This is a genomic window from Neisseria lisongii (assembly GCF_028463985.1).
Taxonomy (GTDB): Bacteria; Pseudomonadota; Gammaproteobacteria; order Burkholderiales; family Neisseriaceae; genus Neisseria; species Neisseria lisongii.
In genome coordinates, this window is sequence record NZ_CP116766.1 from 1,849,450 (window position 1) to 1,868,844 (window position 19,395).

The following is a 19,395-nucleotide window of genomic DNA, read 5'->3' on the forward strand; positions in this document are numbered from 1 at the left end:
AAAATGGAAAAAAAACAATACAGTGTCGAAGCGATTGAAAACGGTACCGTAATCGACCATATTCCCGCCGGCAAAGGCTTGGCGATTTTGCGCCAGTTCAAACTGCTGCACTACGGCAGCGCCGTAACCGTCGGTTTCAACCTACCGAGTAAAACGCAGGGCAGCAAAGACATCATCAAAATTTCCGGCGTAACGCTGGACGATGCCGCCGCCAACCGTTTGGCACTGTTTGCCCCCGAAGCCGTGGTCAATACCATCGACCGCTTTCAAGTGGTGGACAAACGCCATCTGACCATGCCCGACGAAATCCGGGCCGTGTTCCGTTGCCCCAACAGCAACTGCGCCAGCCTCAGCGAGCCGGTGCAGAGCCGTTTTTATGTCAAAAAACAGCACGGGCAAACCCGCCTGAAATGCCATTATTGCGAAAAAACCTTCTCACGGGATTCGGTTACCGAAGCATAAGCCGCAGGAGCAGCCATGTATTCAATATTTCGCCGGATATTCACACCGGCGCTCTATGTCCTTATCTTTTTCATCGGTTTTCAGACGGCCTATTGGTGGTTTTTACCCCGCAATACGCCCGAACAAAACCTTCCGGTCTTGACAACGCTGGCAGCACTCAGCGCCGTGTGGCTGGCGTATGCCCTTGCCGCTGCTTTTATCCGCCGCCGCCAATGGCAGGACGAACACGCCATGAAGCTGGAACGGGAAAACGTCCGCCCGCTGCTGTATGCCGAAATGCGTTATAACCGGGAAGCACCCGAAAAACTGCTGTTCGCCGTGTGCAATCAGGGCAAAGGTGCGGCAAACAATATCCGTCTGAACATCGAGCCGCAGGCCGACAGCCCGGCCGCCGCCACTCTATTCGCCGCACTGCAGGATTTGCCGCTGACCAAGGGCATGGCGCAACTGGCGGCAGGCGAAGACTATGCCGAAATATTCGGCGATATTCGGACACTGCTTGACGGATTGAACGGTCAGGCTTTTGACGGCACCTTGAAAGTCGTGTTTGCATACGACAATATTTTCGGCGAAGCGCAAACTTCCGAAACCGTTTTGGATTTGGCACTGCTCAACGGCCTTGCCGCCGCACTGCAGCCCAAACCCCGCCGCACCTTCAATATTTTCTAAGGCATTGTGTCCGCTACAGGCCGTCTGAAAAAGGAACGTTTATGATTACCCTGACCACCATAGTGATTGCCATCGTCTTCACCCTCGCCCTGCTGATTGCCACCTTTGTCGCCCCCAATCCGATTACCGGCGTGTTGGCGCTGGTGATGGGCGCACTGGTGTATTTTGTGTTGTGGCCGAAGTACGAAGGCGGACAGCTTGCCCTGTCGCAGGGCGTGGAAATTCAGGCAGCGGTGCAGGAAGTGCGGCATTGGAACGTCGGCGGCGATGTCGGCGGCGACAAATACGAAATCCTCGCCGTCGCCCCGCGCCCCGACAACGGGCAGATACAGCAGTTTGTCAGCCCGCCGATGACCACCGATCCGCAGCCCTATTTGGGCGACACCGTCAGCGTAACCGTTGATTGGTCGCACCCGCAGGCATACATTATGGATTTATCGTTTCTACCGTTTCGGGTAGATTCCCTGCGCCGATAAAACCGCCAAATGGCAGCGATAGGCACGCAAGTCGGCATAGTGCCGAAAAATTGTATAAAATAGCCCCATTCACATTCACACATTCAAAACGAGACAGACAAACTATGGCATTGTTAAACATCCTCCAATATCCCGACGAGCGGCTGCACACCGTTGCCAAACCGGTTGAAAAAGTCGATGAACGCATTCAGACGCTGGTTGCCGACATGTTTGAAACCATGTACGAAGCCCACGGCATCGGCTTGGCAGCAACGCAGATTGACGTACACGAACGCATCGTGGTGATGGATTTGAGCGAAAACCGCAACGAACCGCGCGTCTTCATCAATCCCGTGATTGTCGAAAAAGACGGCGAAACCACCTACGAAGAAGGTTGTCTGTCCGTTCCCGGCATTTACGACACCGTTACCCGTGCCGAGCGGGTCAAAGTCGAAGCCCTCAACGAAAAAGGCGAAAAATTCACTCTCGAAGCCGACGGCCTGCTCGCCATCTGTATCCAGCACGAACTGGATCACCTGATGGGCATCGTGTTTGTCGAACACCTGTCGCAACTCAAACAGGGCCGGATTAAAACCAAACTGAAAAAACGCCAAAAACAGAGTATGTAAAACGATTGGGCGTTTGTCCATTCACCATCATGCCGTCTGAAAACTGCTGTCGCATTTTCAGACGGCATGATTGTTTTTGTTGCCGAAACCAACCGCACACAGTATGCGGCGTGACGGTTTTCGTCTGATTTGGCTATAATTGGCCGTATGGTGCGGCAGAGGCCGTCTGAAAAACACAGAAAGTAGATTCCATGAAAGTTATTTTTGCCGGTACGCCCGATTTTGCAGCGGCCGCTCTCAATGCCATTGCCGCCGCCGGATTTGAAATTCCGCTGGTGCTGACCCAACCCGACCGTCCCAAAGGACGGGGTATGCAGTTGCAGGCTTCGCCCGTCAAACAGGCGGCGCAGGCGCTCGGTCTGCGGGTCGAACAGCCCGAAAAACTGCGCAACAATACCGAAGCGTTGGCAATGTTGCAGGCCGTTGAAGCCGATGTGATGGTGGTTGCCGCCTACGGCCTGATTTTGCCGCAGGACGTGCTGGACACGCCGCAGCACGGTTGCCTGAATATCCACGCCTCGCTGTTGCCCCGCTGGCGGGGTGCGGCACCGATACAGCGTGCCATCGAAGCGGGCGATGCCGAAACCGGCGTGTGCATTATGCAGATGGACATCGGTTTGGACACCGGCAATGTGGTCAGCGAACACCGTTATGCCATCAAAGCAGGCGACACCGCCAACGAAGTCCACGATGCCTTGATGAACTTGGGTGCGGCGGCGATTGTGGCGGATTTGCAACGCCTGCAGGCCGAAGGCCGTCTGAAATCCGAGCCGCAGCCGCAGGAAGGGGTCAGCTATGCCCAAAAACTCAGCAAAGAAGAGGCCCGCATCAACTGGCAGGAAGCCGCTGAGCTGATCGCCCGCAAAGTTCGGGCATTCAATCCCGTACCCGCCGCATGGGTCGAATATCAGGGCAAACCGCTGAAAATCTGGCGTGCCGAAACTGTGGCAGGCAGCGGCAGGGCGGGCGAAGTGCTGGCGTGCAGCGCCGAAGGGCTGGTGGTCGCTTGCGGCGAAGCGGCGCTGAAGATTACCGAATTGCAGCCGGCAGGTAGCAAACGCATGGCTATTCAGGCATTTGCCGCAGGACGGACGATTGAAGCCGGAACAGTTTTGGCTTAGGCTGTGTCTGCTGCACGCAGTGTGCAGCGTCTGCAACAAACGCTGAAGCCGTCTGAAAACGCCGGCAAGCATTTTTCAGACGGCCTGTTTTCAAATCATTATCCCAAACAGGAAACCAATTTTATGAGTATGGCACTCGTCCAACAACTGGCGGCACAGGCGGTCGAAGCCGTGGCGCAGGGGCAGAATCTGCAAGATGTTTTGGCGGCACTGCGTGCCAAACACCCTGATTTGACGGCGCAGGAAAACGGCGCATTGCAAGACATCGCCTACGGTTGCCAGCGTTATCTGGGCAGCTTGAAATTTATGCTCGGCAAAATGCTCACCCGGCCGATTAGCGACAGCGGTTTGGAAAGCCGTCTGCTGGCGGCGCTCTACCAGCTTCACTATACCCGCAATGCGCCTCATGCGGTGGTCAATGAAGCGGTGGAAGGCATTGCCAAAATCGGGCGCGGGCAATACCGCTCGTTTGCCAATGCCGTGCTGCGCCGTTTTCTGCGCGAGCGTGAAACGCTGGCGGCGGCGTGCAAACACCATCTCGAAGCCAAACACAATTTGCCGCAATGGTGGGTGGCGTATCTGCAAAACCATTATCCGAAACATTGGCACAACATCACCACCGCCCTGCAAAGCCATCCGCCGATGACGCTGCGGATCAACCGCCGCCTGAGCAATGCCGAAGACTATGTCCGCCGCTTGGCGGAAGCAGGCATTGCAGCGCAGGCAGCGGCAGAATATGCGGTTACGCTGACCGAAGCCGTGCCGGTTGCCAAGTTGCCCGGATTTTCAGACGGCATGGTGTCGGTGCAGGACTTGGGTGCGCAGAAAGCCGCCGAGCTGCTGAATGTGCGGGACGGTGAACGGGTGCTGGATGCCTGCGCCGCTCCCGGCGGCAAAACCGGCCATCTGTTGGAATGGGCGGATTGCGAAGTTACCGCTTTGGATATTGATGAAGGCCGTCTGAAAAGAGTGGAAAGCAATGTCGTGCGTTTGGGCATGGACGACAGAGTTCGGCTGCGTTGTGCCGATGCACAAGATTTGGCGGCGTGGTATGATGGCAGAATGTTTGATGCCGTGTTGGCAGACGTACCGTGTACCGCCTCCGGCGTGGCACGCCGCAATCCCGACATCAAATGGCTGCGCCGTCCGCAAGACGCCGCCAAAACCGCCCGCCAGCAGGAAACCCTGTTGGACGCTTTGTGGCAGACCCTGAAACCCGGCGGCAGAATGCTGCTGGCGACCTGCTCGATTTTCGATGAAGAAAACGGGCGGCAGCTGCAAAAATTCCTCAACCGACATGCCGATGCCCAAGCACTCGAATCGCATGTGCTTTTACCGAACAAATCCCAAGATGGCTTTTATTACGCGCTTATCCAAAAGCAGTAAACTGCTCTGTGTGCTGTGTCTGACGGCGGCCCCGTTGGCGGCGGCAGAGGGCATTCATGCCACCCGCACGCAGGCGGTATTGAGCGACAGCGGCGCACTGGCGGTAAGCAGCCGTTTCCGCACCGAATTGCCCGACCAGCTCCGGCAGGCGCTCAATCAGGGCGTACCGCTGACGTTTACCCTGAGCTGGCAGCTTTCCGAGCCGACATTGGCGGCCTACAAATTCAAAATCGCCCAGTTGGTGAGCGATGAAAACAGCATTCAGTACAAACTGGCTTTCCAACCTTTGACCAACCGCTATCGGGTGTCGGTCGGCACGTTTTCCACCGAATACGATACGCTCGACAGCGCCTTACGGGGGGTCGGTGCCGTCGCCAACTGGCGGGTGGCGGGCAAAGGCAGTCTCGGCGGCGTGAAAGCGCAGGAAGTCAAAGCCGAAGTGCGCCTCCAACTGTCCACCGACCGTTTGCCCAAACCGTTTCAAATCAATGCGCTGACTTCTAAAAGCTGGCGGCTCGATTCGGGCTGGAAACGCCTGAAAGTAACACGGAGCGGCGGATAATGCGGCGTTTCCTTCTGATTGCGGCAGTGTTGGCAGTGGCGCTGCTGGCAGGATTGACCGTTGCCACCGGCAGCACCAGCCGTCTGGCGGATTATTTCTGGTGGATTATCGCCTTAAGTGCGCTGTTGATGCTGGTGTTGGCGGCAGTGCTGGTGCGTTCTGTCGTACTGCTGATGAAAGACAGCAGACGGGGCGTGTTCGGTTCGCGGATTGCCCGCCGCCTGTCGGGTATGTTTACGCTGGTGGCCGTTTTGCCCGGTGTGTTTCTGTTCGGCATTTCCGCCCAGTTTATCAACGGCACGATTAATTCATGGTTCGGCAACGACACGCAGGAAGCGCTCGAACGCAGCCTGAACCTGAGCAAATCCGCCCTCAATCTGGCGGTGGACAACGCCGTCAGCAATGCTGCGCCGGTGCAGATTGATTTAATCAGCGCCGCCTCGCTGAACCACGATTTGGCAGAAACCTTAAATAAATCGGCGGATTTGCATGAATTTCAGCAGTTGGTGCTGTATAACATCAGCAGCGGCAAAATCGAAGCCGACCTCAATCCGCACCGCTTTGCCAAACCGTCGCTGACGGCAGCGCAGCACGAAAGCCTGCAGGAATTCGGTTCGGTACGCAGTTTGGAAAACATCGGCGGCACGTTTTACGCCCAAGGCTGGCTGTCGGTCGGCTTTTACCAAAATCAGGAATATGCCCTGTTTTTCCGGCAGGCCGTACCTGCAGATGTAGCGCAGGACGCAACCCTGATTGAAGCGGCCAAAGTGAAATATGCCACGCTGAGTTACACCAAAAAAGGCTTGCAGACCTTCTTTCTAGTAACGCTGCTGGTGGCAACGTTGATGGCGATTTTTCTGGCACTGGTGATGGCGCTGTATTTTGCCCGCCGCTTCGTAGCGCCGGTATTGAGTCTGGCGGAGGGTGCAAAAGCCGTGGCGCAGGGCGATTTTAGCCGTCAAAGCCCGGTGTTGCGCAATGACGAATTCGGGCGGCTGACCCAACTGTTCAACCACATGACCGAACAGCTGGCGATTGCCAAAGCGGCAGACGAGCGCAACCGGTTGCAGCAGGAAGCCGCCCGCCATTATCTCGAATGCGTGTTGGAAAGCCTGACCACCGGCGTGATTACTTTGGACGCACAAGGCCGTCTGAAAACCTTCAACAAAGCCGCCGAGCGGATTTTGGGCGTGTCGCTGGTGCCGCTGTGGGGCAGCAACTGGCACGACTGGCGGGGTGCATCGCCGCAGCAGACGCTGCTGGCAGACGTGTTCGCCGCCATTGAAGCCACCGCCGAAGCCGCCAAACCGGTGCAGGTGGAATACGCGGCCCCCGATGATGCCCGCATTCTGTTGGGCAAAGCCACCATTTTGCCCGAAGACAACGACAACGGCGTGGTGATGGTGATTGATGACATTACCGTGCTGATTCGGGCGCAGAAAGAAGCCGCATGGGGCGAAGTCGCCAAACGCTTGGCGCACGAAATCCGCAATCCGCTGACCCCGATCCAGCTGGCCGCCGAGCGGTTGGCGTGGAAGCTGAACGACAAACTGGATGAACAACACGCCCAAATCCTCACCCGTTCGACCGATACCATCGTCAAACAGGTGGCGGCGCTGAAAGAAATGGTGGAAGCCTTCCGCAATTATGCCCGCGCCCCGTCGCTGAATTTTGAAAAACACGATTTAAACCGGCTGGTGGAAGAAGTTTTGCTGCTGTATGAAGGCGGTTCATGTACATTTTCCGCCAAATTCAGTAATATGGCGTTATGGATTTCCGCAGATACGACCGCCATGCGGCAGGTGTTGCACAATTTGTTTAAAAACGCCGCCGAAGCCGCCCAAAGCGACGAGCGGCCGCAAGTGGACGTTGCCGTGCTGCAGGAAAACGGACAAGTCGTCCTGAGCGTATGCAACAACGGCAAATCGTTCAGCAAAGAAATGTTGCACAATGCCTTCGAGCCTTATGTAACCGACAAGCCGACCGGCACCGGTCTGGGTTTGCCGGTGGTGAAAAAAATCATTGAAGAACACGGCGGCAGAATCAGCCTCAGCAATCTAAATGCAGGCGGTGCTTGTGTTAAAATAGCCTTACCCAATATGGTAGAAACTTATGCGCAGCAGTGATATTTTAATTGTAGACGATGAAGTAGGAATCCGTGATTTACTGTCGGAGATCCTCCAAGACGAAGGATACACCGTTACTTTGGCAGAAAACGCCGAAGCCGCCCGCCAGCTCCGTTACCAAACCCGGCCGGCGATGGTGCTGCTCGACATCTGGATGCCCGATTGCGACGGCATCACCCTGCTCAAAGAATGGGCGAAAAACGGCCAGCTGAATATGCCGGTAGTGATGATGAGCGGCCATGCCAGCATTGATACCGCTGTCGAAGCCACCAAAATCGGCGCATTGGACTTTTTGGAAAAACCGATTTCCCTGCAAAAACTGCTGGCAACCGTGGACAGAGCCTTGAAACACGGCGAAATGCAGGCAGCGGCAGGACTGGCGTTCGACAAACTCGGCAACAGTCCGGCGGTGCAGGAACTCAACCAACGGCTGGAAGCCGTCGCCAAACAAAACGGGCCGGTGCTGCTGACCGGCGAACACGGCTCGCCGTTTGAAACCGTAGCCCGCTATTTCCACAAAGGCTCGACCCCGTGGCTGGAATCGGTAAAAGCCGAGCATATCGTCGATATGCCGCTGGAACTGCTGCAGCGGGTCAGCGGCGGCGTACTGTATGTCGGCGACATCACCCAATACAGCAAAAATATCCAAAACGGCATCGTCTTTCTGTTGAGCAAAGCCGAACGCTACAACGTACGGATTGTGGCGGCGGGCAGCCAAAGCCCGAAAGAATTGGCAGAATCCGCCAATGTGGACGGCAGACTGCTGGAATTATTGTCGCCCAACGCCATTACCATTCCGCCTTTGCGCAGCCAGCCCGACGATATTCTGTTTCTGATCAACCGCATTCTGACTGATTTGGCAGAGAGCGAAAAAATCCAGCCGGTCAAATTCAGCAACGAAGCGCTGGCCGTGTTACGCCGTTACGAATGGCCGGGCAACTTCGAGCAACTGCATTCCGTGGTTAAAAAATTGGCGCTGAATGCCGATAGCGGAGAAATCGGCGAACAGGCGGCCGAAGAAGCCTTGGGGCAGGCACCGCAGCGTGCCGCAGCCGAGCTGGTCGGCGGTTTCGACTTCAACCAGCCGCTGCGCGAACTGCGAGAAGAGCTGGAACGCCGTTATTTCAGCTACCACATCGAGCAGGAAGGCCAAAACATGAGCCGTGTGGCGCAAAAAGTCGGCTTGGAGCGCACCCATCTCTACCGCAAGCTCAAACAGCTGGGCATCAGCGTATCCCGCCGTTCAGGCGAAAAATGCGACGAATAAAGCGGCTGAATACCCAACAGCAGGCAACATCGGGCGGAGTTTTTCCGCCCTTGTTTTCTTTGGTTGTTTGACAGGAACAGCAGAACACATTTTCAGTTTGCGTGCAGGTAGGGTAGAATAAACAAGACAATCCGCCCGTCATGATGGCGGAAAACAGAAAAAACACATTTTCAGACGGCCTGTTGCCAAGCAGAGGCCGTCTGAAAACCGGAGAAACAACATGGGAGAAAACGAGCGGCGGGCGTGGGTGCAGCTGGCGCTGACACCCTATATCGGGCCGGAAAGTTTTTTGCAGCTGCTGCAGCATTTCGGCAGCGCACAGGCGGCCTTGGCGGCTTCGGCAGAACAAATCCGCAACATCGTTCGCCACAAACAGGCCGCTTCGGCTTGGGCGGACACGGAAAAACGCCGTCTGGCAGAACAGGCCGCCGAAGCGGCTTTGGCGTGGGAAATGCGGGACGGTTGCCGCCTGCTGTTGTTGCACGACTCCGATTTTCCGCTTATGCTCGCCGAAGGCATTACCCCGCCGCCGCTGCTGTTTGCCCGAGGGCAGACCGAATATTTGAGCCGGCCGGCCGTTGCCGTTGTCGGCAGCCGCCATGCCACGCCGCAGGCGCTGCGGATTGCGCAGGAATTTGGTGCAGCTTTGAGCGGGCAGGGGATTACGGTAGTGTCGGGCATGGCGGCGGGCATCGATACCGCCGCCCATCAAGGTGCATTGCGTCATAACGGCGGCACGGTGGCGGTTTGGGGAACGGGAATTGACAGAGTGTATCCGGCGGCCAACCGCCGTTTGGCACACGAAATCGCCGAAAAAGGGCTGATTCTCAGCGAATTTCCGTTGGATACCCGACCGCTGGCGGGCAACTTCCCCCGCCGCAACCGCCTGATTGCCGCCCTGTCGCACGCCACATTGGTGGTGGAGGCGGCACCGGCTTCCGGTTCGCTGATTACGGCGGCGCTGGCGGCGGAAATGGGGCGGGAAGTGATGGCGGTTCCGGGTTCGATTGACAATCCGCACAGCAAAGGCTGTCATCAACTGATTAAATCGGGGGCAAAACTGGTGGAATGTCTGGACGATATTCTTCAAGAATGCCCCGCCTTATTGCAAAATCCGCTTTCGTCGGCATATTCTGTTATGCCAACGAAAAAAACGCCTGATGCAAAACCGCCGCAGGCAGCAACAGCCGGTTTTCAGACGGCCTCGCCAAACGTTCATGAAACTGTCGCAGCGGTTGCCCCCGTGATGCCGTCTGAAAACCAAGCATTGCTCGCAGCGATGGGCTATGATCCCGTCCACCCCGATACGCTGGCGGATCAGTTGGCATGGCCTGCAGAAGAAATTTATGCCCGCCTGCTGGAATTGGAATTGGAAGGCACGGTAGCGGCTGCGGCGGGCGGCCGTTATCAGCGTGTTGCATAATGTGCAACCAAGGCGTTGCGGATACAGTGCATTAAATTTAAATCAGAACAAAGCAACGCTGTACCGGTTTAAATTTGCCGCTAAAAAACATAATATATTTAAGGAACCTGCATGTCAGAAGTCATTGCTTTTTTAATCGAACATTTTCAGGATTTTGATGCCTGTCCCGATCCCGAAGATTTGGGGCAGCTGCTGGAAGATGCCGGCTTCGACACCATGGAAATCGGCAACACGCTGATGATGATGGAAGTCTTGTTCAACAGTTCGGCCTTTACCGCCGAGCCTTCCGACAGCAGCGCCCTGCGGATTTATTGTGCCGAAGAAGCTGATGTTTTGCCGCAGGAGGTGATGGGCCTGCTGCATTATCTGGTTCGGGAACACGCCCTCAGCAGCGAACAGCGGGAAATGGTGGTTCACGCCCTGATGTATATTCCGGCAGACGAAATCACGCCGGACACGGCAAAAGTATTGATTCTGCTGGTGTTGTGGGCGCACAAATCTGAGTTGCCGGTATTGATCGGCGACGATTTGATGGCAGCGCTCAACGGCGAAGCCGTGATGCACTAAGCCGGTTTGCCGACAAATAAATGGTTTTCAGACGGCATCAGGCCGTCTGAAAACTGAAAAATAAGACCTTAAAGAGAACAAAATGGCTAAAAACCTTTTAATCGTCGAATCTCCGTCCAAGGCCAAAACCTTGAAAAAATACTTGGGCGGCGATTTTGAAATTCTGGCTTCCTACGGCCATGTGCGGGATTTGGTGCCGAAAAACGGCGCTGTCGATCCCGACAACGATTTTGCAATGAAATACCAACTGATTTCCCGCAACGCCAAACACGTCGATGCCATCGTTGCCGCCGCCAAAGAAGCGGAAAACCTCTATCTGGCAACCGACCCGGATAGGGAAGGCGAAGCCATTTCATGGCATTTGCAGGAAATTTTGAAAGGCAAACGGGGTTTGAAAAACATCCGCCCGCAGCGGGTCGTGTTCCACGAAATCACCAAAAACGCCGTGCTGGATGCCGTCGCCAATCCCCGTGAAATCGAAATGGATTTGGTCGATGCGCAACAGGCACGCCGTGCGCTTGATTATCTGGTCGGTTTCAACCTCTCGCCCCTGTTGTGGAAAAAAATCCGCCGCGGCTTGAGTGCCGGACGGGTGCAAAGCCCCGCCTTGCGCCTGATTTGCGAACGTGAAAACGAAATCCGTGCCTTTGAAGCGCAGGAATATTGGACGCTGCATCTGGACAGCCACAAAGGCCGCAGCAAATTCACCGCCAAGCTGGTTCAATATCGGGGCGAAAAACTCGAACAGTTCGCCTTGCCAAACGAAGCCGCCCAAGCCGCCGTATTGCAGGCATTGCAGGGCAAAGATGCCGTAGTCGGCGGCGTGGAAAAGAAAAAACGCAGCCGCAATCCCGCCGCACCGTTTACCACCTCCACCATGCAGCAGGATGCCGTGCGCAAACTTGGTATGACCACCGATCGTACCATGCGCACCGCCCAACAGCTTTACGAGGGTATCGATGTAGGGCAGGGCGCAATCGGTCTGATTACCTATATGCGTACCGACAGCGTGAATCTGGCGGACGAAGCCGTTACCGAAATCCGCCACTACATTGAAAACAAAATCGGCAAAGACTATTTGCCAAGTTCGGCGAAGCAGTACAAAACCAAATCCAAAAACGCCCAAGAAGCCCACGAAGCGATCCGACCGACTTCCGTGTACCGCACGCCCGAAAGCGTCAAACCTTTCTTGACCGCCGACCAGTTCAAACTCTACCAAATGATTTGGCAGCGTACCGTCGCCTGTCAAATGTCGCCGGCAAAATTCGACCAAACCACCGTCGATATCCATGTCGGCGAAGGCGTATTCCGTGTCAGCGGCCAAGTGCAGACCTTTGCCGGCTTTTTGAGCGTGTATGAAGAAAGCAGCGACGACGAGAGCGAAGAAAACAAAAAACTGCCCGAAATGGCAGAGGGCGACAAATTGCCGGTGGACAATCTTTACGGCGAACAACACTTCACCACCCCGCCGCCCCGTTTCAACGAAGCCACACTGGTCAAAGCCTTGGAAGAATACGGCATCGGCCGCCCTTCAACCTATGCCAGCATTATTTCCACGCTTAAAGACCGCGAATACGTTACCCTTGAGCAAAAACGCTTCATGCCTACCGACACCGGCGACATCGTCAATAAATTTTTGACCGAACATTTCGCCCAATACGTCGATTACCACTTCACCGCCAAACTCGAAGACCAGCTTGACGAAATCGCCACCGGCAAACGCCGCTGGGTGCCTGTGATGGACAAATTCTGGAAAGGCTTCAGCAAACAGGTCGAAGAAAAAGAAGGCATCGAACGTGCCAAATTCACCACGCAGGAATTAGACGAAGACTGCCCGAAATGCGGACAGCACAAGCTGCAAATCAAATTCGGCCGCAACGGACGCTTCATCGCCTGCGCCGGCTACCCCGAATGCAGCTACACCCGCAACGTCAATGAAACCGCCGAAGAAGCCGCCGAACGGGTTGCCAAAGAAGCCGCCGAACAAGCCGAACTCGAAGGGCGGGAATGCCCGAAATGCGGCGGACAGCTTGTCTATAAATACAGCCGCACCGGCAGCAAATTCATCGGCTGCGCCAACTACCCCAAATGCAAACACATCGAGCCGCTGGAAAAACCCAAAGACACCGGCGTCCAATGTCCGCAATGCAAAAAAGGCAGCCTTGTCGAACGCAAATCCCGCTACGGCAAACTCTTTTACAGTTGCAGCACCTATCCCGACTGCAACTATGCCACTTGGAACCCGCCCGTTGCCGAAGAATGCCCGAACTGCCATTGGCCGGTATTGACCATCAAAACCACCAAACGCTGGGGCGTAGAAAAAGTCTGCCCGCAAAAAGAATGCGGCTGGAAAGAACAAATCGAACCGCCCGCACCCAAAGGCAGCAGCGAGGAATAAACGGTGAAACCAAGGCCGTCTGAAAATCAGATTTTCAGACGGCCTAGCCTTTTTAAGCTACAATAAGACAGCAGTATCAAAGGAGTAACAAAAATGAGACCCTCTGAAATCATCACCCTGCACCGCCAAACCATCTGCGATACCGCCGCCCGCTTTCCCGTTGCCAATATACGCATTTTCGGCTCAACCGCACAAGGGACGGATACTGACAGCAGTGATTTGGATTTGCTGATCGACCCTTTGCCGCATACCACCCTTTTTGATTTGGGCGGTTTGCAGGACGAATTGGAAACACGTTTGGGGATACGTGTCGATATCCGCACCCCGCAGGACTTGCCCGCATCATTTCGGCAGCAGGTATTAAGCGAAGCAAAGGCATTATGAAGATTGACCGCCGTCAGGATTATTTGAGCCATATCCGCAAAGCCGCCCAAAATGCCATCGATTTCAATCAAGGCTTGCTGCTGTCTGACTTTTTAGCAGATGAACGCACACAGCAAGCCACCGTCATGAGTTTGCTTATCGTTGGAGAAGCAGCAGCCAAGTTGGTGAATGATTACCCCGAATTTACCGAAGCCAATGCCCATATCCCGTGGCACAGTATGAGAGGCATGAGAAACCGCATTGCACATGGTTATTTTGATATTGATTGGACGGTCGTATGGCAAACCGTTCAAACAGCCTTACCCGATTTATTGGATAAATTGGTAGATGTGAGAGGATTAAAATAACCAAGGCCGTCTGAAAATCACAAGTTTTCAGACGGCCTTTCAGTCTGCTACAAAACAAAAACACCGTTTGAACTTAAATTCATACGGTGTTTTTGTTTACGCTTTGCGTTTTCTAATCGCTAAGCCGTCTTTCATTGATAATGCCATCAGGCTTAAATTGACCAGCCCTGCTACAAGTTCCACGCCTTGCACGGCATAAAACACGCTGTCAAATTGCTCTGAATTGGCTTTGTGGCATAAATAAAACGCACACGGTAACAAAATCAATAGTCCGTTTAATGCAATCAGCGGCATACGTTTTTGCTTGGCGGCGATGTTGGGATGTTTGGATTTGCCGCCCATTTTAAATCCCGTTGCCCCCGTGATTGCCATTGCCGCCATCAGCAGAAATACGCCGTAAACAATGGCATTTTTAACCCAAATTACTGCATTTAACGATAAAAACATCTCACTGATCAGCGTACTTATCCAAAAAGTTGCAATCAATAAACAAGCCGTGCGGGCGGCGGTTAAGTGCAGTTTGCGTAAATTATTGTGGTTCATGTCGTTTCCTTTTGAAGCTGAATTTGCTACAATACATAGCAAGCTATTAAGTTGAAAATAGTATAGCAGGCTATGCATTTAAATAGCAAGCTATATTTTTTATTTTAGCAAAAATATTTTATAACTTATTTGTAAATAAAGAGATTTTATGAAACGATTACACTCGGCTGGCTATTTGATGAACCATATCGCCCGCCAATTTGCTATTTTGTTGAGCGAAGGTTTGAAGCCTTTGGGTATCAGCCCCGCCCAATTTCCGATTTTGCTCACTCTTTGGGAGCAGGACGGCTTGAGCCAACAGGAGTTGGTAGAAATTGCCGATTTAAAACAGGCGACCATTGCTAACACGTTGTCCAGAATGGAGCGGGATGGCTTGATTGTACGCAAAGACAATCCGAACGACGCACGCAGCCGTTTGATTTTTTTAAGCGAAACCGCTAAAAGTTTGCAGGCACAAGCTACCCGTATCGCTCAAAATATCAATCGTGAAGCACTTTCGGAATTGAGTGCCGACGAACAAACAGCGTTTTTGAACATGCTGGGCAAAGTGGTGGAGCAGCAGAAAAAAATGATTGGCGGTGCGTAGGATTTGGTTTGGTTAAACTTGTGTTCAATCGGTTTGGGAACGTAAGGCCGTCTGAAAATCCTTTGGCGGAAGCGTTTTTCCGTTATAATGGCGTATCTGAAATTTTATGCAGAGGCCGTCTGAAAATCAGTTTTTTGCTGTGCAGAAACCTTATTTTCAGACGGCCTCTTTAGTGGATTATGGCGGCGCAGAAACATAATACGAAACATACCAACCAAGTCCGCATTATCGGCGGTACGCATCGGGGTAGAAAGCTGGTGTTCCGTTCGGCAGACGGTTTGCGGCCGACACCGGATATGGTGCGTGAAAAGCTGTTTAACTGGTTGGGGCAGGATTTGACCGGTAAAACGGTGTTGGATTTGTTTGCCGGCAGCGGTGCGCTGGGATTGGAATCGGCTTCCCGTTATGCGGCGGGTGTGGTGCTGGTGGAAAGCAACCGCCAAACGGTGCAGAGTCTGAAAGAAAATATCCGTGTATTGGGTTTGACGCAGACGCAGGCGGTGTGTGCCGATGCTTTTGCCTATTTGAGTCAAACGTCGCAACGTTTTGATGTGGTTTTTTTAGACCCGCCGTTTGCATGGCAGGATTGGGAAAGTCTGTGGCCACTGCTGCAGCGGTGTTTGAACGAGCGGGCGATGGTGTATGTGGAAGCGGGGCGCTTGCCCGAATTTCCGCAATGGCTCTCGCCGTTTCGGGAAGGTAAGGCGGGGATGAGCCGCTATGAATTGCGGCAGTATGGTGCGGAAGTGGAATAAGATAAAGTCTGATAATCATTACCATGATGTAAACATCTGTTGTGATAAGATATTTTATTGAAGATTGTGCTATAATCCGCGCCCATTGGTTTTGAATATTTGTAGATAAAGGAAAAATAATGTCGCTCTTTATTACCGACGAGTGCATTAACTGCGACGTCTGCGAGCCGGAATGTCCCAATGATGCGATTTCTCAAGGCGAAGAAATTTATGAAATCAATCCGAACCTGTGTACCCAGTGTGTCGGCCATTATGATGAGCCGCAATGCCAGCAGGTGTGTCCGGTTGACTGTATTCTGATTGACGAAGAACATCCGGAAACGCAGGAAGAACTGCAGGCTAAATATGAACGGATTATCGCCGAGAAATAAATTTAAAAACAAATCAGCAGTTTAATTATTTTTCAAAAAATGAAACGAAAAAGTGCTTGACCGAAGCTGCTGATGTGAATAGAATGGCGTTCTCTTTTGGAGGGATTCCCGAGCGGTCAAAGGGGGCAGACTGTAAATCTGTTGCGTGAGCTTCGAAGGTTCGAATCCTTCTCCCTCCACCAAAAATTCCGATTGGAGCAGCAGTAGGTAATGCGGGTGTAGCTCAATGGTAGAGCAGAAGCCTTCCAAGCTTACGGTGAGGGTTCGATTCCCTTCACCCGCTCCATACAAAATCAGCCCATGTAGCTCAGGGGTAGAGCACTCCCTTGGTAAGGGAGAGGTCGGCAGTTCAAATCTGCCCATGGGCACCATCTTGAAATCTCCATGTATTAAAGCTTAGATAGGATTATTGCCATGGCTAAGGAAAAATTCGAACGTAGCAAACCGCACGTAAACGTTGGCACCATCGGTCACGTTGACCATGGTAAAACCACTCTGACTGCAGCATTGACTACCATTTTGGCTAAAAAATTCGGTGGCGCAGCAAAAGCTTACGACCAAATCGACAACGCACCTGAAGAAAAAGCCCGCGGTATTACCATTAATACCTCACACGTAGAATACGAAACCGAAACCCGCCACTACGCACACGTAGACTGCCCGGGTCACGCCGACTACGTTAAAAACATGATTACCGGTGCAGCCCAAATGGACGGCGCAATCCTGGTATGTTCAGCAGCCGACGGCCCAATGCCGCAAACCCGCGAACACATCCTGTTGGCCCGCCAAGTAGGCGTACCATACATCATCGTATTCATGAACAAATGCGACATGGTTGACGATGCCGAACTGCTGGAACTGGTAGAAATGGAAATCCGCGACCTGCTGTCAAGCTACGACTTCCCAGGCGACGACTGCCCAATCGTACAAGGTTCTGCACTGAAAGCCCTGGAAGGCGACGCTGCTTACGAAGAAAAAATCTTCGAACTGGCCGCTGCACTGGACAGCTACATCCCAACTCCGGAACGTGCCGTTGACAAACCATTCCTGTTGCCGATTGAAGACGTATTCTCAATCTCAGGCCGCGGTACAGTAGTAACCGGTCGTGTAGAGCGCGGTATCATCCACGTAGGCGACGAGATCGAAATCGTAGGTCTGAAAGACACCGCCAAAACCACTTGTACCGGCGTTGAAATGTTCCGCAAACTGCTGGACGAAGGCCAAGCAGGCGACAACGTAGGCGTACTGCTGCGCGGTACCAAACGTGAAGAAGTTGAACGCGGTCAAGTATTGGCCAAACCAGGCTCAATCACTCCACACACCAAATTCAAAGCCGAAGTGTACGTATTGAGCAAAGAAGAAGGCGGCCGTCATACCCCATTCTTCGCCAACTACCGCCCACAATTCTACTTCCGTACAACCGACGTAACCGGTGCGGTTACTCTGGAAGAAGGCGTAGAAATGGTAATGCCGGGTGAAAACGTAACCATCAGCGTAGAACTGATTGCCCCGATCGCCATGGAAGAAGGCTTGCGCTTTGCAATCCGTGAAGGCGGCCGTACCGTGGGTGCCGGCGTTGTTTCTAGCATCATCGCTTAATTTTTAGAGGCCAATAGCTCAATTGGTAGAGTATCGGTCTCCAAAACCGAGGGTTGGGGGTTCGAGACCCTCTTGGCCTGCCAAATTAGAAAAATTAACCGGCCTTGTGTCGGTTAATTTTTTTGCATTTATAATCAGCGATAAATATCGTGAACTTAATTTAAAAGACAGTCAGACGAACTGGTGCTGTACTGTTGTAAAGTAAATTCACCATAATATCGATTTTTTAATCAAAATATCTGTTTCACTCGTATGGTAAAAGCATTATCCGGGGGTAGGTCTCCAAGATATGTATCGGAACGGATGTTTTGCAAGCGAGTATATAAAAGATGACTCAGAACACATCTGAAAATAAAACAGAGAAGTCAGGTCAAGTCGTCAAAGCCGGTGAAGTAAAGCATCACCCTAAACGTGAAGGCCTTTTCTCTTATTTCCGCAATTCATGGGCTGAATTCAAGAAAGTTGTTTGGCCGAGCCGTGATGATGCGGTGAAAATGACCGTGTTTGTCGTGATTTTCGTGGCAATCTTGGCGGCGTTTATTTATGTGGTGGACAGTGCGGTTTCTTGGTTATTTTTTGATGTGCTGCTGAAGAGGGGGTAAAAATGTCAAAGCGTTGGTATGTGGTTCAGGCCTATTCCGGTTTTGAGAAAAATGTTCAAAGAACATTGAAAGAACGTATTGCCCGTGAGGGAATGGAAGACTATTTCGGCCAGATTTTGGTGCCGGTAGAAGAAGTGGTGGACATTAAAAACGGCCGCCGCACCATCAGTGAACGTAAATTCTATCCGGGTTATGTATTAGTGGAAATGGAAATGACCGATGATTCTTGGCACTTGGTAAAAAGTACGCCGAGAGTGTCAGGCTTTATCGGCGGTACGGCCAACCGTCCGACACCGATTTCCCAGCGTGAAGCTGATGCGATTTTGCAACAGATGAAATCCGGTGTTGAAAAACCGAAACCCAAAGTCGAATTTGAGTTGGGTCAGCAAATCCGTGTTAATGAAGGTCCGTTTGCCGACTTTAACGGCGTGGTTGATGAAGTCAATTACGAGCGCAACAAACTGCGTGTATCGGTTCAGATTTTCGGCCGTGAAACGCCTGTGGAATTGGAATTCGGTCAAGTAGAGAAAATTTAGGCCGTCTGAAAATCTGTCTGCCACTTGCTGTATAAGCAGGTGGCATTTGTCTTATTTGGAAACAGATTTTGATTGGGTTAGGGCGAATTCACTTAAAGAACAGAGCGTATAGTTAAAACACCGAATTTTCTGTACAAATCGGCAAACTAATGACGATCGGAATATATGGTGGGCAACAAGCTAAGTTGGTTCATCTGCACTTTGTTCCCCGTCCCGCTGGCGGGAAGGGGCTAGGGGAAGGGTGGTTCGTTGTGGTGCCATATTTTTTGGTTGATTTACTATAGATTGGGTTGCAATCTAACATGATTTGAGGAAATCTTGAAAACATAAGATTTTGTTGGATTGTACTCGCATATGGCCAACGCTAACTATGCTTTGGTTTTATATGGAAAACAGAGTGTTTTGTAAATTCCGAATTTATGCCGTCTGAAATTTTGATTTTCAGACGGCATTGTTTTTTGGTTTGAGCAGGAGAGGGTGGTTTGGGTGTCTGTTATTGTGTGCAAATGCAGCAACGCACATCATTTCCCATTTGGTACTGCTGGATTTTATGACATTCGCTGAATTGCCCAGATTGTGCTGTTTTTCGTAAAAAAATAGTTTTCAC

21 protein-coding genes and 4 tRNA genes are annotated in these 19,395 nt (G+C 52.6%); 24 read left to right on the top strand and 1 reads right to left on the bottom strand.

All coding sequences use genetic code 11. The features are described from left to right. The first annotated feature begins 3 nt into the window (after positions 1 to 3). The 14 genes from pyrI to PJU73_RS08605 all read left to right on the top strand — a co-directional run bounded on the left by pyrI (position 4) and on the right by PJU73_RS08605 (position 13,796). The gene (pyrI, locus tag PJU73_RS08540) at positions 4 to 462 is read left to right on the top strand and encodes an aspartate carbamoyltransferase regulatory subunit (protein ID WP_237091887.1); all 459 of its coding nucleotides are present in this window, start codon (positions 4 to 6) and stop codon (positions 460 to 462) included. A 15-nt stretch (positions 463 to 477) separates the two neighbouring features. Beyond that, the gene (locus PJU73_RS08545) at positions 478 to 1,131 is read left to right on the top strand and encodes a DUF8453 domain-containing protein (protein ID WP_237091888.1); all 654 of its coding nucleotides are present in this window, start codon (positions 478 to 480) and stop codon (positions 1,129 to 1,131) included. A gap of 41 nt (positions 1,132 to 1,172) precedes the next feature. Continuing rightward, positions 1,173 to 1,607, top strand: a complete 435-nt coding sequence (locus tag PJU73_RS08550; RefSeq protein ID WP_237091889.1) for a hypothetical protein — start codon at positions 1,173 to 1,175, stop codon at positions 1,605 to 1,607. A gap of 104 nt (positions 1,608 to 1,711) precedes the next feature. After that, a complete protein-coding gene (def, locus tag PJU73_RS08555) occupies positions 1,712 to 2,215 on the top strand; it encodes a peptide deformylase (RefSeq protein ID WP_237091890.1) in 504 nt (167 codons plus the stop codon). A gap of 191 nt (positions 2,216 to 2,406) precedes the next feature. Beyond that, positions 2,407 to 3,336 carry a methionyl-tRNA formyltransferase gene (gene fmt, locus PJU73_RS08560; protein ID WP_237091891.1) on the top strand — a complete coding sequence of 310 codons (930 nt, stop codon included), beginning with the start codon at positions 2,407 to 2,409 and terminating at the stop codon, positions 3,334 to 3,336. A 123-nt stretch (positions 3,337 to 3,459) separates the two neighbouring features. Next, complete coding sequence (rsmB, locus tag PJU73_RS08565; protein ID WP_237091904.1) at positions 3,460 to 4,722, top strand: 16S rRNA (cytosine(967)-C(5))-methyltransferase RsmB; 1,263 nt, start codon at positions 3,460 to 3,462, stop codon at positions 4,720 to 4,722. After that, a complete protein-coding gene (locus PJU73_RS08570; protein ID WP_237091892.1) occupies positions 4,688 to 5,284 on the top strand; it encodes a DUF4390 domain-containing protein in 597 nt (198 codons plus the stop codon). Before rsmB ends, PJU73_RS08570 begins: the two co-directional genes overlap by 35 nt. Beyond that, on the top strand, positions 5,284 to 7,410 hold the full coding sequence (locus PJU73_RS08575) for a sensor histidine kinase (protein ID WP_237091893.1): 2,127 nt from the start codon (positions 5,284 to 5,286) through the stop codon (positions 7,408 to 7,410). Before PJU73_RS08570 ends, PJU73_RS08575 begins: the two co-directional genes overlap by 1 nt. Next, a complete protein-coding gene (locus PJU73_RS08580; protein WP_237091894.1) occupies positions 7,397 to 8,677 on the top strand; it encodes a sigma-54-dependent transcriptional regulator in 1,281 nt (426 codons plus the stop codon). Before PJU73_RS08575 ends, PJU73_RS08580 begins: the two co-directional genes overlap by 14 nt. A gap of 220 nt (positions 8,678 to 8,897) precedes the next feature. Further along, positions 8,898 to 10,100 (top strand): DNA-processing protein DprA, encoded by a 1,203-nt coding sequence (gene dprA, locus PJU73_RS08585; RefSeq protein WP_237091895.1) that lies wholly within the window; start codon positions 8,898 to 8,900, stop codon positions 10,098 to 10,100. A 111-nt stretch (positions 10,101 to 10,211) separates the two neighbouring features. Next, positions 10,212 to 10,667, top strand: a complete 456-nt coding sequence (locus PJU73_RS08590) for a Smg family protein (RefSeq protein ID WP_237091896.1) — start codon at positions 10,212 to 10,214, stop codon at positions 10,665 to 10,667. An 82-nt stretch (positions 10,668 to 10,749) separates the two neighbouring features. After that, complete coding sequence (gene topA, locus PJU73_RS08595) at positions 10,750 to 13,065, top strand: type I DNA topoisomerase (protein WP_237091897.1); 2,316 nt, start codon at positions 10,750 to 10,752, stop codon at positions 13,063 to 13,065. A 93-nt stretch (positions 13,066 to 13,158) separates the two neighbouring features. After that, a complete protein-coding gene (locus PJU73_RS08600) occupies positions 13,159 to 13,449 on the top strand; it encodes a nucleotidyltransferase family protein (protein WP_237091898.1) in 291 nt (96 codons plus the stop codon). Beyond that, entirely contained in the window at positions 13,446 to 13,796 is a 351-nt protein-coding gene (locus PJU73_RS08605) for a HepT-like ribonuclease domain-containing protein (protein ID WP_237091899.1), read from the top strand. Before PJU73_RS08600 ends, PJU73_RS08605 begins: the two co-directional genes overlap by 4 nt. 96 nt (positions 13,797 to 13,892) lie before the next feature. Here PJU73_RS08605 and PJU73_RS08610 read toward each other — a convergent pair whose 3' ends face one another. Continuing rightward, positions 13,893 to 14,417: a hypothetical protein gene (locus tag PJU73_RS08610; protein ID WP_272606960.1), complete on the bottom strand. Its 525-nt coding sequence runs from the start codon at positions 14,415 to 14,417 to the stop codon at positions 13,893 to 13,895. Positions 14,418 to 14,487: 70 nt separating this feature from the next. Here PJU73_RS08610 and PJU73_RS08615 point away from each other — a divergent pair, with 70 nt between their 5' ends. The 10 genes from PJU73_RS08615 (at position 14,488) to nusG (ending at position 18,788) form a co-directional block, all read left to right on the top strand. Beyond that, positions 14,488 to 14,925: a MarR family winged helix-turn-helix transcriptional regulator gene (locus tag PJU73_RS08615; protein WP_237091901.1), complete on the top strand. Its 438-nt coding sequence runs from the start codon at positions 14,488 to 14,490 to the stop codon at positions 14,923 to 14,925. Positions 14,926 to 15,104: 179 nt separating this feature from the next. Continuing rightward, positions 15,105 to 15,680, top strand: coding sequence for a 16S rRNA (guanine(966)-N(2))-methyltransferase RsmD (rsmD, locus tag PJU73_RS08620; RefSeq protein ID WP_237091902.1), 576 nt, complete (start codon positions 15,105 to 15,107; stop codon positions 15,678 to 15,680). 119 nt (positions 15,681 to 15,799) lie between these two features. Continuing rightward, complete coding sequence (locus PJU73_RS08625) at positions 15,800 to 16,051, top strand: YfhL family 4Fe-4S dicluster ferredoxin (RefSeq protein WP_237091903.1); 252 nt, start codon at positions 15,800 to 15,802, stop codon at positions 16,049 to 16,051. Between the two features lie 98 nt (positions 16,052 to 16,149). Beyond that, positions 16,150 to 16,233, top strand: a tRNA-Tyr gene (locus tag PJU73_RS08630). Positions 16,234 to 16,263: 30 nt separating this feature from the next. Then, positions 16,264 to 16,337: transfer RNA gene (locus PJU73_RS08635), tRNA-Gly, on the top strand. 10 nt (positions 16,338 to 16,347) lie between these two features. After that, a tRNA-Thr gene (locus PJU73_RS08640) sits at positions 16,348 to 16,422 on the top strand. A 43-nt stretch (positions 16,423 to 16,465) separates the two neighbouring features. Then, the gene (gene tuf / locus PJU73_RS08645; RefSeq protein ID WP_237090465.1) at positions 16,466 to 17,650 is read left to right on the top strand and encodes an elongation factor Tu; all 1,185 of its coding nucleotides are present in this window, start codon (positions 16,466 to 16,468) and stop codon (positions 17,648 to 17,650) included. 7 nt (positions 17,651 to 17,657) lie between these two features. Beyond that, positions 17,658 to 17,733 (top strand) — tRNA-Trp (locus tag PJU73_RS08650). A gap of 246 nt (positions 17,734 to 17,979) precedes the next feature. Beyond that, complete coding sequence (gene secE / locus PJU73_RS08655; RefSeq protein WP_237090473.1) at positions 17,980 to 18,252, top strand: preprotein translocase subunit SecE; 273 nt, start codon at positions 17,980 to 17,982, stop codon at positions 18,250 to 18,252. A 2-nt stretch (positions 18,253 to 18,254) separates the two neighbouring features. Continuing rightward, a complete protein-coding gene (gene nusG, locus PJU73_RS08660) occupies positions 18,255 to 18,788 on the top strand; it encodes a transcription termination/antitermination protein NusG (protein ID WP_237090472.1) in 534 nt (177 codons plus the stop codon). Positions 18,789 to 19,395 lie beyond the last annotated feature (607 nt).

Bases quoted from the DNA above. Each gene is read 5' to 3' on its own strand.
- PJU73_RS08550 (WP_237091889.1), top strand. From the start codon at position 1,173: ATGATTACCCTGACCACCATAGTGATTGCCATCGTCTTCACCCTCGCC.
- PJU73_RS08545 (WP_237091888.1), top strand. From the start codon at position 478: ATGTATTCAATATTTCGCCGGATATTCACACCGGCGCTCTATGTCCTT.
- PJU73_RS08580 (WP_237091894.1), top strand. From the start codon at position 7,397: ATGCGCAGCAGTGATATTTTAATTGTAGACGATGAAGTAGGAATCCGT.
- rsmD (WP_237091902.1), top strand. From the start codon at position 15,105: ATGGCGGCGCAGAAACATAATACGAAACATACCAACCAAGTCCGCATT.
- rsmB (WP_237091904.1), top strand. From the start codon at position 3,460: ATGAGTATGGCACTCGTCCAACAACTGGCGGCACAGGCGGTCGAAGCC.
- nusG (WP_237090472.1), top strand. From the start codon at position 18,255: ATGTCAAAGCGTTGGTATGTGGTTCAGGCCTATTCCGGTTTTGAGAAA.
- PJU73_RS08575 (WP_237091893.1), top strand. From the start codon at position 5,284: ATGCGGCGTTTCCTTCTGATTGCGGCAGTGTTGGCAGTGGCGCTGCTG.
- dprA (WP_237091895.1), top strand. From the start codon at position 8,898: ATGGGAGAAAACGAGCGGCGGGCGTGGGTGCAGCTGGCGCTGACACCC.
- PJU73_RS08610 (WP_272606960.1), bottom strand. From the start codon at position 14,417: ATGCATAGCCTGCTATACTATTTTCAACTTAATAGCTTGCTATGTATT.
- tuf (WP_237090465.1), top strand. From the start codon at position 16,466: ATGGCTAAGGAAAAATTCGAACGTAGCAAACCGCACGTAAACGTTGGC.
- def (WP_237091890.1), top strand. From the start codon at position 1,712: ATGGCATTGTTAAACATCCTCCAATATCCCGACGAGCGGCTGCACACC.
- PJU73_RS08605 (WP_237091899.1), top strand. From the start codon at position 13,446: ATGAAGATTGACCGCCGTCAGGATTATTTGAGCCATATCCGCAAAGCC.
- PJU73_RS08600 (WP_237091898.1), top strand. From the start codon at position 13,159: ATGAGACCCTCTGAAATCATCACCCTGCACCGCCAAACCATCTGCGAT.
- PJU73_RS08570 (WP_237091892.1), top strand. From the start codon at position 4,688: ATGGCTTTTATTACGCGCTTATCCAAAAGCAGTAAACTGCTCTGTGTG.
- pyrI (WP_237091887.1), top strand. From the start codon at position 4: ATGGAAAAAAAACAATACAGTGTCGAAGCGATTGAAAACGGTACCGTA.
- PJU73_RS08590 (WP_237091896.1), top strand. From the start codon at position 10,212: ATGTCAGAAGTCATTGCTTTTTTAATCGAACATTTTCAGGATTTTGAT.
- secE (WP_237090473.1), top strand. From the start codon at position 17,980: ATGACTCAGAACACATCTGAAAATAAAACAGAGAAGTCAGGTCAAGTC.
- PJU73_RS08615 (WP_237091901.1), top strand. From the start codon at position 14,488: ATGAAACGATTACACTCGGCTGGCTATTTGATGAACCATATCGCCCGC.
- fmt (WP_237091891.1), top strand. From the start codon at position 2,407: ATGAAAGTTATTTTTGCCGGTACGCCCGATTTTGCAGCGGCCGCTCTC.
- PJU73_RS08625 (WP_237091903.1), top strand. From the start codon at position 15,800: ATGTCGCTCTTTATTACCGACGAGTGCATTAACTGCGACGTCTGCGAG.
- topA (WP_237091897.1), top strand. From the start codon at position 10,750: ATGGCTAAAAACCTTTTAATCGTCGAATCTCCGTCCAAGGCCAAAACC.